Source organism: Photobacterium atrarenae (assembly GCF_024380015.1).
GTDB lineage: Bacteria > Pseudomonadota > Gammaproteobacteria > Enterobacterales > Vibrionaceae > Photobacterium > Photobacterium atrarenae.
In genome coordinates this window covers 1,293,590-1,310,682 of the sequence record NZ_CP101508.1, presented here as the reverse complement: position 1 = coordinate 1,310,682, position 17,093 = coordinate 1,293,590, and the positions used below count along the sequence as shown (strand labels likewise).

Annotated in this window: 14 protein-coding genes; 5 read left to right on the top strand and 9 right to left on the bottom strand. The window is 50.7% G+C overall.

Annotated elements, in window-relative coordinates:
• Positions 1–35 precede the first annotated feature (35 nt).
• Entirely contained in the window at positions 36–980 is a 945-nt protein-coding gene (dapA, locus tag NNL38_RS06185) for a 4-hydroxy-tetrahydrodipicolinate synthase (RefSeq protein WP_255390145.1), read from the top strand.
• Between the two features lie 32 nt (positions 981–1,012).
• Complete coding sequence (locus tag NNL38_RS06180; protein WP_255390144.1) at positions 1,013–2,119, top strand: succinylglutamate desuccinylase/aspartoacylase family protein; 1,107 nt, start codon at positions 1,013–1,015, stop codon at positions 2,117–2,119.
• 168 nt (positions 2,120–2,287) lie between these two features.
• Here the strand turns inward: NNL38_RS06180 and NNL38_RS06175 are convergent, their stop codons facing one another.
• Complete coding sequence (locus tag NNL38_RS06175; RefSeq protein WP_255390143.1) at positions 2,288–4,129, bottom strand: ABC transporter ATP-binding protein; 1,842 nt, start codon at positions 4,127–4,129, stop codon at positions 2,288–2,290.
• Positions 4,130–4,426: 297 nt separating this feature from the next.
• A complete protein-coding gene (locus NNL38_RS06170; RefSeq protein WP_255390142.1) occupies positions 4,427–6,442 on the bottom strand; it encodes a TonB-dependent siderophore receptor in 2,016 nt (671 codons plus the stop codon).
• A 118-nt stretch (positions 6,443–6,560) separates the two neighbouring features.
• On the opposite strand from NNL38_RS06170, the gene NNL38_RS06165 reads away from it, so the two are divergent.
• Positions 6,561–7,532 (top strand): AraC family transcriptional regulator, encoded by a 972-nt coding sequence (locus NNL38_RS06165; RefSeq protein WP_255390141.1) that lies wholly within the window; start codon positions 6,561–6,563, stop codon positions 7,530–7,532.
• Positions 7,533–7,750: 218 nt separating this feature from the next.
• On the opposite strand, the gene vctC is transcribed toward NNL38_RS06165, so the two are convergent.
• The 6 genes from vctC to NNL38_RS06135 all read right to left on the bottom strand — a co-directional run bounded on the left by vctC (position 7,751) and on the right by NNL38_RS06135 (position 13,796).
• Complete coding sequence (gene vctC, locus NNL38_RS06160) at positions 7,751–8,506, bottom strand: iron chelate ABC transporter ATP-binding protein VctC (protein WP_255390574.1); 756 nt, start codon at positions 8,504–8,506, stop codon at positions 7,751–7,753.
• Positions 8,507–8,513: 7 nt separating this feature from the next.
• Complete coding sequence (locus NNL38_RS06155) at positions 8,514–9,464, bottom strand: iron chelate uptake ABC transporter family permease subunit (RefSeq protein ID WP_255390140.1); 951 nt, start codon at positions 9,462–9,464, stop codon at positions 8,514–8,516.
• Positions 9,454–10,392, bottom strand: coding sequence for an iron chelate uptake ABC transporter permease subunit VctD (vctD, locus tag NNL38_RS06150; RefSeq protein WP_255390139.1), 939 nt, complete (start codon positions 10,390–10,392; stop codon positions 9,454–9,456). Before vctD ends, NNL38_RS06155 begins: the two co-directional genes overlap by 11 nt.
• 29 nt (positions 10,393–10,421) lie before the next feature.
• Positions 10,422–11,330 carry a siderophore ABC transporter substrate-binding protein gene (locus tag NNL38_RS06145; protein WP_255390138.1) on the bottom strand — a complete coding sequence of 303 codons (909 nt, stop codon included), beginning with the start codon at positions 11,328–11,330 and terminating at the stop codon, positions 10,422–10,424.
• A gap of 221 nt (positions 11,331–11,551) precedes the next feature.
• Positions 11,552–13,135: a peptide ABC transporter substrate-binding protein gene (locus NNL38_RS06140; protein WP_255390573.1), complete on the bottom strand. Its 1,584-nt coding sequence runs from the start codon at positions 13,133–13,135 to the stop codon at positions 11,552–11,554.
• A gap of 349 nt (positions 13,136–13,484) precedes the next feature.
• The gene (locus NNL38_RS06135; RefSeq protein ID WP_255390137.1) at positions 13,485–13,796 is read right to left on the bottom strand and encodes a DUF4198 domain-containing protein; all 312 of its coding nucleotides are present in this window, start codon (positions 13,794–13,796) and stop codon (positions 13,485–13,487) included.
• A 344-nt stretch (positions 13,797–14,140) separates the two neighbouring features.
• Here NNL38_RS06135 and NNL38_RS06130 point away from each other — a divergent pair, with 344 nt between their 5' ends.
• Together NNL38_RS06130 and NNL38_RS06125 are read left to right on the top strand one after the other, a co-directional pair.
• Positions 14,141–14,860: a DUF7840 domain-containing protein gene (locus NNL38_RS06130; RefSeq protein ID WP_255390136.1), complete on the top strand. Its 720-nt coding sequence runs from the start codon at positions 14,141–14,143 to the stop codon at positions 14,858–14,860.
• Positions 14,861–14,905: 45 nt separating this feature from the next.
• Complete coding sequence (locus NNL38_RS06125) at positions 14,906–15,832, top strand: alpha/beta hydrolase (protein WP_255390135.1); 927 nt, start codon at positions 14,906–14,908, stop codon at positions 15,830–15,832.
• Here the strand turns inward: NNL38_RS06125 and NNL38_RS06120 are convergent.
• Positions 15,829–16,851, bottom strand: a complete 1,023-nt coding sequence (locus NNL38_RS06120) for a GGDEF domain-containing protein (protein ID WP_255390134.1) — start codon at positions 16,849–16,851, stop codon at positions 15,829–15,831. The genes NNL38_RS06125 and NNL38_RS06120 overlap by 4 nt on opposite strands.
• Positions 16,852–17,093 lie beyond the last annotated feature (242 nt).

Sequence of the window (17,093 nt, the reverse complement as noted above, 5' to 3'; positions counted from 1 at the left end):
TCTCTAAACGGATAACTATGACATTCGGATTAGAGATGCCAATTCAAAATTCATTCCCTACAACAGAACATCTGGTATCGCCGCAAGCCACGTCACTCAACCAGACAACGCTATGGACGGCTTTAATTACCCCTTTCAACGACGATGAATCGATTGACTTCGACACACTGACACAACTAGTCGCAGAGCAAAACGCCGCCGGTAACGGAATCTTGCTACTGGGGAGCACCGGGGAAGCACTGGCGATGACCCCAGAAGAGCAACAAGCCGTGGTTCGTCATGTATGCGCACTGGCATTGTCCGTTCCCCTGATGGTCGGCGTTGGCGGTTATCAGCTTCAACAGCAACGGCAATGGCTGGCATTCTTAGCCGACTATCCGATCGATGCGCTGCTGCTCCCTGTGCCTTTGTACGCGAAGCCCGGCGCGGCCAGCCAGCAAAAGTGGTTTGAAAGCCTGCTTGATGACAGCCGTTGGCCATGCATGATCTATAACGTGCCGTCGCGAACCGGCGCAGCGCTGGATGCACAAACTTTGGGCGCGATTGCCAAACACCCGAATGCCTGGGCCGTCAAAGAGGCCAGTGGTAACGTGGAAACCTTTACCCGCTACATCCAGGCAGCGCCCACCCTGCAATTTTTCTGCGGTGACGATGCCCTGTTTGTTGATTTTGCTGCGGCCGGCGCCTGTGGCCTCGTCTCTGTGGCCGGAAATGCCTGGCCGGAAGCAACCGCCTTATACGTTCAGCAAACTCTGAGCCAAGCAGCACCAAGTTTTAAACAATTATGGCAAGACGCGGGCAACAGCCTGTTCTGCGCCGCGAATCCAATTGCGGTTAAAGCCCTGATGCAGCACCAGGGACGTCTGCGCCATGCTGGTTTGCGCCCACCCTTGTACATGGACGAGTTGCCGGAACTCACACCGGTACTCGATGCCAACCATCAGGTTAATCAGTGGATGAACACCTGCCTGGCCCAATAACTATACGGATGGAGTCTGATAAAGAGTCGCTTATGATCACAACCACAACAGTCAAAGTCGGTGAGCAACCCACCGGCGATCCCATGGAGGTCCCGGTCATTCATATTCAGGGCCAGGGAAACGGCCCACGTGTCTATATCCAGGCCAATATCCACGGCGCTGAGGTGCAGGGCAATGCGGTCATTTATCAGCTGTTGAATCTGTTTCGCCAATATCCGCCGCAAGGGGATGTCGTGATGGTCCCGCAAGCAAACCCGCTTGGGATCAACCAAAAAAGCGGCGAATTTACCCTAGGCCGCTTTGATCCGGTCACCGGGATCAACTGGAACCGCCAGTATCACTTTGACCACAGTATGCTCGAGCCTTTCACCCAAGACTACCTGGATGCCGAAGAAAGCGAGATCCGTGATGCCTTTCGCACCCGGCTGAAACAGCAGCTTGAAGCAAGAATGGCTTCCCCCTGGGGACTGACGTGCGGTCAACACCTGGCGCTCAACCTGCAAAAAATGGCCGTCGAGGCAGATATTGTCCTGGATCTGCATACCGGTCCGATTTCAGCGCAACACCTGTATGTGCCCGAATATGCCAGAAAGCGGGCGCGCCATTTTCATATTCCGCTGAATATCCTGATCCCGAGTGATTTCAGCGGTGCCATGGATGAAGCCAGCTTTAGTCCGTGGTGGCAGTTGAGCCAGCACTTTGCCCTGCACGGGCGTGAGTTACCGGTCATGGTTGATGCTTTCACCATTGAACTGGGTTCACAGGAGCACCTGGATGTTGCCGGCGCGCGACAGGATGCCGAAAGCATTTGCAACTACCTGCAACATCAAGGGCTATGGCTTGAACACTATGTTCAACCGGAGCCTTCGGCTATGCAGGCCTGTTATCTCAAGGACTACAAAGCATTTTTCAGCCCGGCCGGGGGGCAAGTCGAGTACCTGGCTAAGCTCAACCAGCAACTTCCGGCAGGTGAGCCGCTGGCAACCCTGTGGCATTTTAATGCTTTGGTCGGTGAATCCAGCCATAGCCGGACAATCACCCTGCCCTGCGACTGTATTCCTGTACTGCATTTTGCCTCTGCCAGCGTCCAGCAAGGAACCGAACTCTATAAAGTGCTGACGAATACATTCCGGCTATAGCCTTCAAGTCACATAACGGCTCGTGCTCAGGCAGCACTTCAACTGCAACGGGATGCTTCTGCTTCCCGTATGCACACCAAACAGCCAACTGTCACAAGCTGGATCATCACAGGTTGCTTCAGCGCCCTCTGATACCGCTAATTAAGTAGATATTTAGTTGGTTTGGTATCACGCCTGTTCCAGACTCTCGCCGATAAATCCGCCGGTTTGATGTGCCCACAACTGAGCGTAAATCCCGTTCTGTTTCAGCAATTCCTGATGTGAACCTTCTTCAACAATCTTGCCTTCATCAAGCACCACCAGACGATCCATCTGGGCAATCGTTGACAACCGATGCGCTATCGCAATCACGGTTTTCCCTTCCATCAGCTGATACAGGCTTTCCTGGATCGCCGATTCAACCTCGGAATCCAGTGCCGAGGTCGCTTCATCCATCACCAGGATCGGCGCATCTTTGAGCAGTACCCGGGCAATGGCAATCCGCTGGCGCTGGCCGCCGGAAAGTTTCACCCCACGCTCCCCGACCTGGGCGTCATACCCGCTATTCCCATGCGGGTCGGACAAGTGCTCAATAAACTCATGCGCATGCGCCTGACGTGTTGCATTGAGTAGCTCTTCTTCTGTTGCATCCGGGCGGCCATAAAGAATATTTTCACGGATCGAGCGATGCAGCAGCGAGGTATCCTGGGTGACCATCCCTATCTTGCTGCGCAGCGAATCCTGATCCACCAGCGAAATATTCTGGCCGTCAATTTTGATCTCCCCTGCTTCCACATCATGGAAACGAAGCAGCAGGTTGACCAGGGTCGATTTACCGGCACCGGAACGCCCCACCAAGCCAACTTTCTCACCCGGTTTGATCGACAGGTTCAGCTTTTCGATCACCCCTTCTTTTTCGCCATAATGGAAGCTGACCTGCTCATAATCAATGCTTCCTTTTTCTACGTTCAATTTTGGCGCATTCGGTACATCCTGGATCGACACCGGCTTCGACAAGGTCTTCATGCCATCAATCACGGTCCCGAGATTCTCAAACAGCCCACCGATCTCCCACATGATCCATTTCGACATCCCCTGGATTCGGAGCGCAATACTAATCGCCACCGCGATAACCCCGACACTGACTGCTGCATTCATCCACAGGCCAATTGATAACGCTGCAACCGTAAACAACAACAGGTAGTTAATGGCATCGACACTCAGTACAAAGCAAGTTGCCAGGCGCATCTGGTTATATACGGTTTTCAGAAAACCCTGCATCCCCTTTTCGGCATACTCGGTTTCGCGATTGGTATGCGAAAAGAGCTTCACGGTCGCGATATTGGTATAGCTGTCGACAATCCGACCTGTCATCATCGAACGGGCATCGGCCTGCTCAGTCGCGACCTGCTTCATCCGCGGGACAAAGTAGCACTGAATTGCAATGTAGAGCGCCAACCAAGTCAGAATCGGTAACATCAGATAGAAATCCGAGTTCCCCATCATAATGATCATGGCCGTAAAATAGATACTGATATACACCAACACATCGACCAGTTTCATCACGGTTTCACGCACCGCCAACGAGGTTTGCATCACTTTGGTCGCAATACGCCCGGCAAAATCATCCTGATAGAAGGACACACTCTGGCGCAGCAAATAGCGATGCGCCAACCAGCGGATCGACATCGGGTAGTTCCCCAGCAAGGACTGGTGCATGATCATTGAATGAAAGAATGCCAGCGCCGGGATCACCACAATCACCAGGCCGCCCATCAGCAGAAGGGTATTGCCTTCTGCCGCCCACAAAGTCTCTGGGGTGTGGTTGGCCAGCATATCGACCAACTGACCCATAAAGCCCAGCAAAATCACTTCCACGATCGCCACCAGCGCGCTGAGCACCGACATCGCCAATAATGGCAATTCAAACCCGCGGGTATAAAACCGGCAAAACGCAAATAAATTTCCCGGCGGCTGTTCGGGTTCCTGAGGTGGAAAAGCCGCCGTTAGGTTTTCAAAAAACTTGAACATATATTCATGAACCTATGTTTTGGCAATGCAGCGCGTGACGCTGAAACAGATGGAGAATCAACATACTTTAGCTTGATGCCATTTGAGAAAAAAGGACTTGTTTTAGCAGCGGCGCCCAAGAAGGACAGTCGGAGGAAAAACTAACTGGCTGAAGTGAAGGCTATTCCTAACAGTGATCCAGGCTCAGCGAGTAGATCATCAGATTGTGTTGCAAAGGGATTGTCGGTAAGCCCGAAAGAAATCGGCCCACCAGAGGTGGGCCGAAAAGCAGTATCTTTCAATTTAACTTAAGCGGGCTTAGAACTGGTAAGCCGCAGACAGTTTGAAGTTACGGCCAGGTTCAAAGTCATCCAGCGTCGCACCACGTGCTTCACCTGAACGAGATGCGTGTGAGGCATACGTTTCGTCAAACAGGTTGTCGATACCGAAGGTCAAACTCAGGCCATCGAATTTTGACGGCACCCACTGCGCATACACATTATGAACATTGTAGCCATCTTTCTCTGGCGTCCCTTCAAACACATTGTCTTCATCCAGCACCACAATCGAGGTCAGACCGAAGATGGTTTCCAGCGTCTCAGACTGGTAATCCAGCGTTAGCGCAATGCTGTCACCGACATCCAGGCTGCGGCCGTTTTCAGCAGCAACCGGACCACCTGTTTCTTGGTTTTCGATATCAGACTTGGCATAAGACAGTTTACTGTTGAACATGCCGATGCCATAACTGGCGCTGGCTTCAAAACCAGTAATCTCTACATCGCCGATGTTTTCGATCAGATAGCTCTCGGTCGCGTCTTGCCAGTTAGTTGCGATGTAATCATCAATCTCTGTTTTGAAAACAGTGATGTTAGCGCCGATACGATGCTCACCAAAGTTCTTGCCGAAGCGCACGCCACCCTGGGTGTTCAGACCGGTTTCTGCTTTAATGTCATCCGCCAGGAACGCTACATCGTTATACTTGATGAAGCTTTCAAACAGCTCTGGCCCTTTAAACAGTGAACGCATATTTGCAAACAGAGTCCAGTCCTGAGTCACGTTCCACTCGGTGCCCAGTGCCCAGGTCACTTCATCAAAATTATCTGTACCCGTTACCGCTTCACGTTTGTAATCGTCGTAACGCAGACCTGCGGTGATCGAGAAATCATCAGTGAAGAAGATTTGGTCTTCAACAAAGACTGCGCTGCTCTTCGCCGTTTCATCCATGAACTTAACGCCATCGTAGGTACTTTCGCTGTCTTTGTTCATGTAGTCCAGACCATAGGTCACCTGATTCGCCAGTGACAACAGCTCCAACTGGGACTGAAACTTCACGTTGATACCAGTGTTGGTGTTTTCCGCGCTGTTCACAGACAGGCGGTTACCCGGCCAACGTACGCCAAATTCACTCAGTACCGCTTCATTCCGGGTGATTTCGGTTTTACTGGTGTACAGCGCCACTTTCCCCATGTGCTGTCCGGCATCCAGGCCGTAGCTCAGCGTGATAGTGTCACGATCATAATCGGTTGGGATCACTGCTTCTTGGGACAATGCGGTGTTCGCGCTGCCGCCCATGTCCGGACGCGGGCTGTAATCACCACTGTCACGATACAGGTCATAGGCCAGTTCAAAACGGTGTTTCTCGCTTGGTTCAACACCGACTTTACCCAGAATGTTGTAGGTATCGCCATCAGAGCCGATCGTTTTGTGACCGTCACCGTCTTCAAAGTTTTCACGGTTGATGTAGTGACCATAAATCATGGCATCGACGGTATCGGTCAGTTGACCGTATACAGTCAGAGAGCCTTGCTGGCTGTCATTGCTCTGGTAACCGCCATAAACACGGGCCCCGAATTTTTCATCGTAACGCAGCAGATCTTTGGCATCTTTGGTTTCAAAGTAAACCGCACCGCCGAGGCCATTTTGGGTCACTGAGTTGTTCCCCACCTGGATGTCGGCAGATTTCAGAATGTCCGGGTTCAGGGTCAGGTTACCGATATGGTGGAACATGTTTGCGTGCTGTGACGCACCATCTAAGCGGATATCCAGATCGGTTTCACCCAGGCCGCGAATGGTAATACGTTGGTTCACGGAATGTGTCCCGCCCACGTCAACCCCTGGAATATCACGCAGCAGATCAGACATATGATCCGCTTGCTTCAGCGACATATCTTGCGAGTACAAAGATTCAGAGTTGCTGGAAACTTTCGTGCCCCAAACAACCATTTCATCAAAATATGACTGTTCTTCTTCAGCGTATGCGCCCGAAGAAAGCGCCATACCGATAGCAAGACAAAGTAGAGATGGTTTAGCAGGCGTATTTTTTACCCATTCCATGAAATTTATTCCCAAACACAAATGATAACAATTCGCACGTATGATAGGATTGATTCTCATTAACGGAAAGCTAAATAGCTTATGCGAAACTGCACAGTAGTTATTAGGAATGGTCAAAATGACGTTTTCGCAGGAAAAAAGTAGAAAAATAAAGAAAGTTGCACTAACGAAAAAAATAGAGTGCCACGATAAACAGCTCATTCTGACTCAGGAACGCACCCAGCAAACCCCGCTGGCGGAAGGGGATTTCATTGCCTATCGCTTTCATAACCATATCACAGTACACGGCGGTACCAGTTTAGAACTGGCGGACTCCAATATGGTGTCTTCAACACCCGCTTCTGTCATTGTCACTTTCTTGCTCAATGGACAACTCGGGTTCAGTTATGACGATTTGGAATTTCATCTGGATGCAACCCATGGGCCCCGTGCGACCATCGTGAATTTAGCCAAGCCCGCCAACTTTCGTCGCGAGTTCAGAGCGGGCAACCAAGTCAGTAAACTGAATATTATTCTCCACCCAGACTGGATTGCCCAACGGGCAACGCCGGATTGCCCGGTACATCAGTTTTCCCGCTATCATAAAGCCCATCAACCTATCCGGCTGGATCAGGATATTCTCGAAAGGGTCCAAGCTCTGATGGCATTATCGCATCCGCACACTTTCCATGAAAAGATGCAGTTTGAAATTCTAACCCACACCCTGACGGCCAGCGTATTCAACCAACTCACCTCAGATTCATTTCAAGCCGAGCAGGATGCCGCCACTCCTCGCTGCTCTCAGGTTACCCAGATTGTCCATTATATTGAAAAACACTTGGATGAAGATCTGTCACTGGAACGACTAGCCGCGCAATTCGCCATGAGTGTGTCTAACCTGCAGCGGCGCTTTAAACAACACCTCAATCTCACGGTCAGTGGCTATATCCGGCAGCGGCGCCTGGAAATCGCCAAACAGCAGTTAGAACGCGGACAAGTTACCATTACCGAAGCGGCCTATGAAGCGGGGTATCAGCACCCATCAAACTTCACCAATGCGTTCAAACGCGCTTTTGGGGTTCCGCCACAACGTATTTATGCGACCAAGTAGCAAAGATCTCATGACCCGCTGCTCCCCCATCCGATGAATTGTGTTTGGGGTTGGATCAGAAAACAGCTGGCATGAAATCCGGAACCAATATTCAGAGTCAAATCTGACTCAGAAGTTCCCCCCAGTGGTGAAAAACAGCCATGAAAAAGCAGTGATAAAAAAAACCGCCTTCATATGAAGGCGGGTAGGGTTGATTGAACTGCTCGCTATCGTATCAGCTAGTGATAAGTACACATCCGCTTGCCTTCCACTTCGACAATATTGAAAGGTGTTTCGTAAATCTCACTCAGCACCGAAGCCTGAATCACCTCATTCACCGTCCCGCTGGCAACAACTTCACCGCGTTTGAGCGCAATAATGATGTCAGAGTAACAGGCGGCAAAATTAATATCGTGGATCACCACCACCACAGCTTTGTTCATCTCGCGGGCCAGGCGCTGGATGTTTTTCATTATTTGTAGCGAGTGCTTGATATCAAGGTTATTCAGCGGCTCATCAAGAAATACGTAATCTGTGTCCTGGGCAATGACCATAGCAATAAATGCCAGCTGGCGCTGACCACCACTCAGCTCATCGAGATATTTATCCTGAATGGATGTCAAGCCAAGGTATTCGATCGCATTATTGATTTCGGCCTGATCCTGCGCGTTGAGTTTGCCTTGCGAGTAAGGAAACCGACCAAAAGCGACCATTTCCCGCACGGTAAACCGCATCGTGATATTATTGGCCTGACGCAATACCGCTAGTTTTTTTGCCAGTTGCTTGGTATCCCACTCGGCCAGATCTTTGCAGTCAATGACCACACTGCCGCTGTCTTTGGGCAGCAAGCGGCTGGCCATCGACAGCAACGTACTTTTACCGGCCCCATTGGGACCGATAATGGAGGTAACTTTGCCTTTTTCGAACTGGGCACTGGCCTGGCTTACAACCTTGCTGTGGCCAAAGGTTTTGGTTAACTTGTCTACGATAATCATCACGGACCTACACTATCTTGTTTCGGAGCAACATCGACAGGAAGTACGCCCCACCAATGAAATTGATCACCACACTCAAGGTGGTTTCAAACTGAAAGATGTTCTCAATCACCCACTGTCCCGACAGCAGCGCACACACCGATAGCAATGAGCAGCCAATCAGCAGCACCCGGTGTTGATACGTTCCCAGCACTTCCCTGGCCAGGTTGGTTACTAACAGGCCAAAGAACATGATGGGGCCAAGTAACGCCGTCGATACCGCGATCAAAAAAGCCGATAACATCAGCACGACCATAGTCGTCCGGCGCACATCGACCCCCAGACTGATGGCATTGTCATGATCGAGCCAAAACACATCCAGCACCCGATGCATCCGGAACAAGGCCACACTCGCCGCCACCAGTAACGGCAGGCAAAGGTAGACCAGCTCAACTTTCACATTGCTGAAACTGGCAAACATATTGGCCTGCACGGTCGCAAACTCATTCGGATCCATCAGCATGGAGAAAAACGCCGACACATTGTTAAACAACTGCCCAAGGATCAAGCCCAACAGCAGCAGGGTAAACAGGTTTCGTCCCTGTTTGGCGAAGTAAAAGCCAAACAGCAGCAGCGAAAACAACACCATGATCCCGGCCGACAGCGAGAAATTCAAATAGGCATTGAGGCTATAAGCACTGAAGCTGCCAAACAGGGTTACCACGCTGACCTGAGTCAAGACATACAGCGAATCAAACCCCATAATGCTGGGGGTCAGGATCCGGTTATGGGTAATGGTCTGAAACACCAGAGATGACTGGGCAATCGCAACGCCCGCCAGCACCATCGCTAACACCTTCGGTACCCGGCGGGAGAGGAAATACTCGTAGTTATCGGCATTGAGACCGACACCGATAAATAGTGTCGCAAAGACCAGCGAGGTGATCGCCAGCAACCAGAGTTTACGACTATCCGACACGTTTTTGCCCTCCCAGGATCAGGAAGATGAACACGCCGCCGCCGAGAATACTGATCACCATTGAAATCGGCACCTCGTACGGGAAAATAATCAAGCGTCCGATCAAATCACACCCAAGCACCAGTAATGCGCCGCACACGGCAGTAAGCGGGATGTTTTTACGCAAATTATCGCCAAAAAAATGGCAGACCAAATTCGGGACGATCAGGCCCAGGAAAGGAAGTTGGCCCACAATCATCACCACACTAGCCGCCAGTACCGACACAAGAATCACACCAATAGTAACGACTTGCTGGTAATTCAGGCCCAGGTTCACCGCAAAATCTTTACCGATCCCCACCGCCGAAATACGTGCGGCATAAAGATAGCTGAATATGGTGATCGGGACTGCAATATAAAGCAGTTCAAAATCCCCTTGCAGGATATTGGCGAAATTAGCCACCGCCCAACCGGACAGGTTCTGCACCGCATCATATTTGTAAGCAATAAAGGTTGCTGCAGAGTCGACGACATTACCGAAGATAATCCCGACCAGCGGGATAAAAATCGCGTTTTTGAATTGAATACGCTGGATAAACTGAACAAACAACAGCGTCCCGGCCATTGCTACGCCAAAGATCAGCCACAGGTTATGGCCGTGCCCGAACAGGATCAGGCTCAATACATAGCCGAGCATGGCACATTCAATGGTGCCGGATGTGGAAGGTGCAGCAAACCGATTCTGGCTGATCTGCTGCATAATAAGTCCCGCGATGCTTAAACCGGCGCCGGCTAACACAATAGCCAGCAGCCGCGGCAGCCGGCTGGTTACAAGCAAATGCAGCGAACCCTCATCCCCGGCCATCACCTGGCTGAATGACAGTTCGCTGACACCGACAAATAACGAGGCCAGACTCAAACCCACGAGAACAAGCAATAACTTTTTCAAAGCTAACCTCAGCTTGTCAGGCGGTTCAATCAGATACCGATGCTTTGTTTCATATCGCGGATCATCTGCTCGGTCGCCGTCACGCCCGAAATTGAGATGTACCAGGCGTTCAGATCCAGGAAGGTCATTTTGTTGTTCTGGTAAGCTTGAGTCGCTTTGATCAGATCATTTTCAAAATCCTGGCGCGTGGTGCTCTCCCCTTTATTCACCAGCTTGTCGCGGTCAATAATCAGCAGGGTCTGCGGATCAGCTTTACGAATGTATTCGTATGAAATCAAGTCGCCATGATTACTGGTTTTGATACTTTTCACCGCTTCTTTAAACCCAAAGTCTTTATAAATCGCAGAGAAACGTGACTGGGCACCGAAAGTGGTGATATTGCCGCCTGAACTCATCACGGTCAGCGCATTGATTTCATGCTTTTGGTTGTAATCACGAATGGCTTTGAAATCCGCATCCAGCGCATCGATTTTTTGCTCAACCTTGGCTTCAATGTCAAAAACTTTGCCCAGGTTCCGCCATTGCGCTTTAGTACTTTCCCAGTAACCTTGATCGTTCTCGGCAGCAAACACGATTGTTGGTGCAATCTTAGACAGCTCATCATAGCTGGCTGCGGCACGGGCACCAGCGACAATCAGATCCGGTTTCTGCATATAAATGGTTTCAAAATCCGGCTCGAACAAGCTTCCCGCAGCCGCATATTCTGCCCCTTTATATTTCTGCAGGTAGGCAGGCAATTGCGCCACTTTGTTCACGGCCACGGGATCAATGCCAAACTGATCGACAGCATCTAAGGCCCCCATGCCAAGCACGACGACACGTTTCGGAGTTTCATCGATCACGGTTTTACCCATTCGATGTTCAATAGTCACCGAATCCGCAAGGGCCGGCATGGAAATAAAGCAGCTGAGTAAAACGGAGGATGCAATCTTATTCATAAGAATATAAAAACCTTAATGAAATCCATTATCATAAACGTTTGCAATATACTCTCAGTTGGCACGGTATTCAACCTATTGGACATCTCCAGCGCAGAATTCAATCCAGCCGCCTCCACGACGGCCGAGACGGTGACATCATCAGCGGCTCTGGATTAAAAAAGGGGCATTTCGCCCCTTCATTACTCTCGTGCATCCGAGTCAACAAGACCGGGGGAATTTCACTCCGCGACAAAATACATGTCTTTGGCGTAAATATTGCCTTTCGGGTTATTCTCCGGAAAACCTTTCAGGGAAGCACGAACCAGCCGGGTGTGGTTATAGTGATACAGCGGGATCACCGGTGAATCGTCCATCAGCAACTGTTCTGCCTGGCTGAACAACGCGTAACGCTGCGCTTGATCGGAGGTATTTGCCGCCTGCTTGATCAGGCGATCAAAGCGTTCGTTGCAAAACCCGCTTTCATTGCCGGCGTGGCCACAGGTAAAGCTACCCAACACCGAGGACGGCTCCGCAAAATCGCCAAACGCATACGAGCGAGCCACGGTGAAATCGCCGGTCGACTTAGCGGTCAGGTAAGCGTTCCATTCCATGTTCTCCAGCGCAACATTCACGCCCAGCTGTTTCCACATGGAAGCAATCGCCAGGGCTATCTTCTTGTGGTTCTCGCTGGTGTTATAGGTCAGCTTCACCGTCAGCGGCTTGGCCTGACTATATCCAGCCTTGCTTAACAGCGCACGTGCCTGCGCTAGCTTCTCCTGGCGGGATTGCGCGGCAAACCCCGGTACCGGTGCCTGATAGCCCGGGATAATGTCCGGCACCACAGAATACGCCGGGGGCTCACCCTGACCGGTGACTTTCTCCACCAGCAACTGACGATCAATCACCAGATTCAGCGCCCGGCGCACATCCGGATTATCAAAGGGGGCCACCCGGGTATTGAACGCATAAACATAAGAACCCAGCAGCCGCAACGCCTTAATTTGCTCCGGGTGGGTTCGTTTGAGCTTTTGATAGTATTCCAGCTGAACCCGGTTGGTCATATCAATCTCACCGGCCCGGTAGCGGGTCAGTTCCGCGTTTTGAGAAGAAAGAGCCAGATAGGTCACACCGTTAATTACGGTTCTATCATTGTCCCGATAATAAGGGTTACGCACCACTTCAACTTTTTCGTTCGGCACCCACTGCTTCAGGACATAAGCGCCATTGGAGACAAAGTGCTCCGCACGGGTCCAGTTGTCCCCGTATTTCGCCACCACAGTTCGGGGAACCGGAAAGAATGTTTTAATGCTCATCAGGCTGATGAAATAGGGCGTCGGCCGCTCAAGAGTGATCACTAAGGTCCTGGCATCAGGCGCCTGAATACCAAGCTCCGACGGTGACTTTTCACCGGCAATAATAGCCTCGGCATTCCGTACATTGGCAGTCTGAAAGTAAAAACTGGTGGTGTTGCCGGTGTTTGGGTCCACTGCACGCTGCCAGGCATAAACGAAGTCCTGCGCAGTCAGCGGCGAGCCGTCCGACCATTGCAGCTGCTCACGCAACTTGAAGGTGATGGTTTTACCATTTTCTGAAATGCGCCAGGACTCAGCCTGACCCGGAATGGTTTCCCCTTGCAGGCTTTCAATCACCAGGCCTTCGAACAGATCGTTAACGATCACATCCCCCGGACTGCCGGAACCCACCAAGCCCGGATCGACCGTATTAGGCTCAGCACCGTTCGCCCGCACCAGATATTGCTCTTTGGCCAAAGCCACCCCTGCCGGCACGTCAGCCGCAAACGCATTCAGTGCTGACAAGCCCATTGCCGCACTCACCAAGGTCGATAGCACAATCTTTTTCAAGAAAAGTTCCTTCTTTTATTTCATCAACTTAAAGTCATACAATGTAAACAATTATCGCGGCACCGATATGACCTGAAGCCCATCCTGAATTCAACAAACATATGAAACTAAGTTATTCCATAATACGATAACACATGCCGACTGTTATCTCAGAAAACAGAAGCATTAAATTGCGGGAGTCATTGATAAGCTTGGCTGGGTGAGGTGAATTGAGGTGCTCAGTTAGCGCCATGAGCCCTGAAGGCGGACCCATGGCGTATGCGCGGATAAAACAAAAGCGCTGCTCTACGACGCTTTAACCCGCTTCACATCAACGTTTCTTGTCAGCATGAAACGCAAATTTGCTATACACATTCCCTTCCTGGGTCACGGCCCGGAATTTTACCGATCGAGAGTTGGTCACTGAGATCGGTAAAAACACCCTACCGTTTTCATCCGTTTTGTATTTCTGACGAACCTGCGGCAGGTTAACGATTGACACCGTTGCGTTGGCTGCCGGTGCACCTTCATGCGTCACGGTCACCCAGGCACCATTTTCCCTGTCAGAAATTTTAATGTCAGCAAACGCGGCAGACGACATCGTGACCGTCGCTGCTGCCAGTACAAGTTGCACTTTATTCATAGTTCTTCTCCGTCATCTGTACATCACTGTTTGAAAACAGCTTGCCCAACACACAATGAGGAACAAGTGGGCTCCTTGTAATCATAGTCGTCTCGCGAAGAAAGTTGCTGCATATTCAGTCATAGCCCTGAGACGCCCGAGGTGGTGACTTCGGAATCCACAAGCGAAAAATTACTTAAATTAAGTTGAATCAAATGACTGGATTGAATAACATCGACGCTCTTATGACACGTGTGGCTTAATGGATCTCATGTGTTTGAATAGGGACAAATAGGAAAGAATATAGCTTTATAGAAACTTCATTAAGCGGACTGGACCAGTCACAGCAAGATGCCAAGCGCAAGTTGCTGGCCAAGCGGTTTACCCTCCCGGCGACACCTGTAGACTGGCAAACACCGGCAGTCACACCGCCGCACGAAGCGCAGTTTCCTTCCTTCATTCAGTTATCACCAACCTACAACTCAGAGTTGGGAGAAGGGCTTGAGCTGAGGTATCGGGCCAATTATTACGACTTACTGGCTCTTGATGCCGGACGTCTCCCCTTTTCCGAACTGTCGATGTTCGATCTCTCCCTGCTGTACCGGGATGATCAATGGCGCCTCAAGAACTGGGATCTGTTCCGGGTCCAGAATCTCAATGCCACCAGTACCGGCCTGCCTTATGATGGCGGCAACAGCTGGGCAGTGCGCGTTGGGATCGCCAACGTTGACTTACAATGTGATGACTGCCTGGTGGCGGGGATCGCCGGCTCTTGGGGAAAAAGTTACCGGCTAAACCAGGCCAGCACACTCTACGGTATGCTTGATGGCAAACTCCAGGCTCCTGACCGGGCTCGCGGCCATTTCAAGGCAGGCTTCTCTGTCGGCTTGCTTTCCCGCATCAATCCACACTGGCGAACCACACTCGCCGCTGGCTATCACTATTATCTGGATAATACTGAACAACATGGCCACACCCTGGAATGGGAACAGCGCTTCGGGCAGGCCAAAGACTGGGATATTCGCACCAAGATCAGCTACGACGGGGCCACAGAAAGCAGCGTGTCTTATCGATATTACTGGTAAGCCGTGTCGCGGGCACTACACTGAAAACAATGAGTCAAGGGGGATATGCCGTTGCGTAAGTTCTGGATTTTAATAACCTCTATCGGACTGGTGATCAGCCTGTCCGGCTGCGAAAGCCTGTTCTTCTGGCCAACAAAAAAAATGGCGCCGACACCGGAGATGTTTGATTTTACCAAACGTGATCGCTTCTTCCGAACCGAGGATGGCACCATTATCCATGGCTGGCAAATTCAGACCCAGGCGCCTCACCAGGGGACGATTTTCTTTCTGCATGGCAATGCACAAAACCTGAGTTACCACGCCGCCAACGTCTATTGGCTCGCAGAGCAAGGCTGGGAAGTGGTGATGATTGACTATCGCGGCTACGGACGCTCTGTCGGGCGTCCGGATTTTTCCTCGGTGCAGCAAGATGCCCTGGCAAGTTACCGGGCGCTTCAAGCCGGGCAAGCCGTCAATCGGCCTGTGATTGTCTGGGGACAAAGCCTCGGGGCGTCAATCGCCATTAACATGGTCGCCGAATTACCGCCCGCCGAACGGCCACAAGGGTTAATTATTGACAGCACCTTCAGTTCGCACCAGAAAATTATGCAACAAACCCTGGGAAAATCCTGGCTCACCTGGCTTTTCCAATACCCGCTCAGTTGGACGGTGACCAATCACTATGCGCCAGCAAACACGATTGCCAGTATTGAGCAGGTACCCATTCTGATCACGCACAGTACAAGAGACCCATTAATCGACGAAAGTCATGCTCAGACCTTGTTTGAACTGGCAAACGGGCCCAAACAGTTATGGCTTTCTGAACGACCCGGCCATATTACGATTTGGCAGGATGAAACCTGGCGGGAAAAACTGTTCTGTCAGCTCAACAGCTGGCCGGAGCTCAAACCCCTGGATCAAGCCTGCCCTGAAGTGCCAGCCGCTTCAGATCTGTACGCTCTGAGGCCACAATCAGCATCCGGCTCAGATTAACTGGCTAACGAAACATCATGCGAAGCGACAACTTGGTTCCGCCCTTTGGTCTTGGCGGTATAAAGCCGCTCATCCGCCAGGCGCAATACATCATCCTCACTTTGACCGAACTCAAACTCGGCGACACCCAGGCTGACTGTAACGTGAATCGTCGTGCCCTGGCTGACAAAATCAGCCTCATCAATGTTAGCCCTGATACCCTCTGCGACCGATGCCGCCTCCAGCAGAGGGCAATTGAGCAACACACAAAACTCTTCTCCGCCCTGGCGATACACCGTTCCCTCACCAGCAACCGCCATGATACGCTGGGTGACTATCTTCAACACATCGTCGCCGACCTCGTGACCATAGGTATCGTTGATTGCTTTAAAATGGTCAATGTCCAAAACTAAGACCGACAGCACCTTTCCTTGCTGATGCTGTGTCGACCTGTCTTTCTTAAATGCCAGACGGTTCTTAGCCCCGGTCAAGGCATCAGTCAGTGCCAGCTCATGCAAAGCCTGTTCAACCTTATTGCGGTTTGATTCATACACATGCGAGACACCGAGGATACTGAGATAGCAGAAAGAAAAGTTAACCATCACAGGGATCGACTGGATCATATCCGCGGCCGGTTGTTTCAACGCAATATTTATATTTTGCGCGACCAGTGAAACAAGTGACACGACCAGGCCCTGTTTTTTCCCAAGCAACAGGTAAAAAATGGTAGGTAACAGAAAAGCCCAAACATAAACACCCATGGATAATGGTTTGGAGTAAATCGCATAGGTCACCAAGACGAAAAGGAATAACAAATAATAGTTCTTTTCCCTCAGTGTATAAGTTTGACGTTTGGCTTTTACATATAAGGAATAGGATAGCGCAGCAAAGATACCTTCAAGAAAGCCGATAAAATAAGACTGGCTCCAGTATATATTCAAGATCGCCATCAAGGCGGCCAATACCCCCAGGGTGATACACAATCCACCCAGCACTCTGGCGCGCAGGGTTTGTGTCCCATCAAAGGCATCAAAACGCATACAGCTCACATTCCTTAATGAATATCAGTGCATTAGAATATAGCTCACCCATTATAATTACAACTTTGTTAATAAAGAGTATTAAGAAAATATCCATGTGCACCCAGGGTGAGAGCACGTATGTTCACTTTTTGCTCACCAATAAATTCCCATGCACCACCTGAACAATTATTGAACAACTCATGCATTTAGCACCTGTTGGCAGATGGTTGAAAATCACTCTTCTTGTAGATCAAAATATG

Bases quoted from the DNA above. Each gene is read 5' to 3' on its own strand.
- dapA (WP_255390145.1), top strand. From the start codon at position 36: ATGCCAATTCAAAATTCATTCCCTACAACAGAACATCTGGTATCGCCG.
- NNL38_RS06180 (WP_255390144.1), top strand. From the start codon at position 1,013: ATGATCACAACCACAACAGTCAAAGTCGGTGAGCAACCCACCGGCGAT.
- NNL38_RS06175 (WP_255390143.1), bottom strand. From the start codon at position 4,129: ATGTTCAAGTTTTTTGAAAACCTAACGGCGGCTTTTCCACCTCAGGAA.
- NNL38_RS06170 (WP_255390142.1), bottom strand. From the start codon at position 6,442: ATGGAATGGGTAAAAAATACGCCTGCTAAACCATCTCTACTTTGTCTT.
- NNL38_RS06165 (WP_255390141.1), top strand. From the start codon at position 6,561: ATGACGTTTTCGCAGGAAAAAAGTAGAAAAATAAAGAAAGTTGCACTA.
- vctC (WP_255390574.1), bottom strand. From the start codon at position 8,506: ATGATTATCGTAGACAAGTTAACCAAAACCTTTGGCCACAGCAAGGTT.
- NNL38_RS06145 (WP_255390138.1), bottom strand. From the start codon at position 11,330: ATGAATAAGATTGCATCCTCCGTTTTACTCAGCTGCTTTATTTCCATG.
- NNL38_RS06140 (WP_255390573.1), bottom strand. From the start codon at position 13,135: ATGGGCTTGTCAGCACTGAATGCGTTTGCGGCTGACGTGCCGGCAGGG.
- NNL38_RS06135 (WP_255390137.1), bottom strand. From the start codon at position 13,796: ATGAATAAAGTGCAACTTGTACTGGCAGCAGCGACGGTCACGATGTCG.
- NNL38_RS06125 (WP_255390135.1), top strand. From the start codon at position 14,906: ATGCCGTTGCGTAAGTTCTGGATTTTAATAACCTCTATCGGACTGGTG.
- NNL38_RS06120 (WP_255390134.1), bottom strand. From the start codon at position 16,851: ATGCGTTTTGATGCCTTTGATGGGACACAAACCCTGCGCGCCAGAGTG.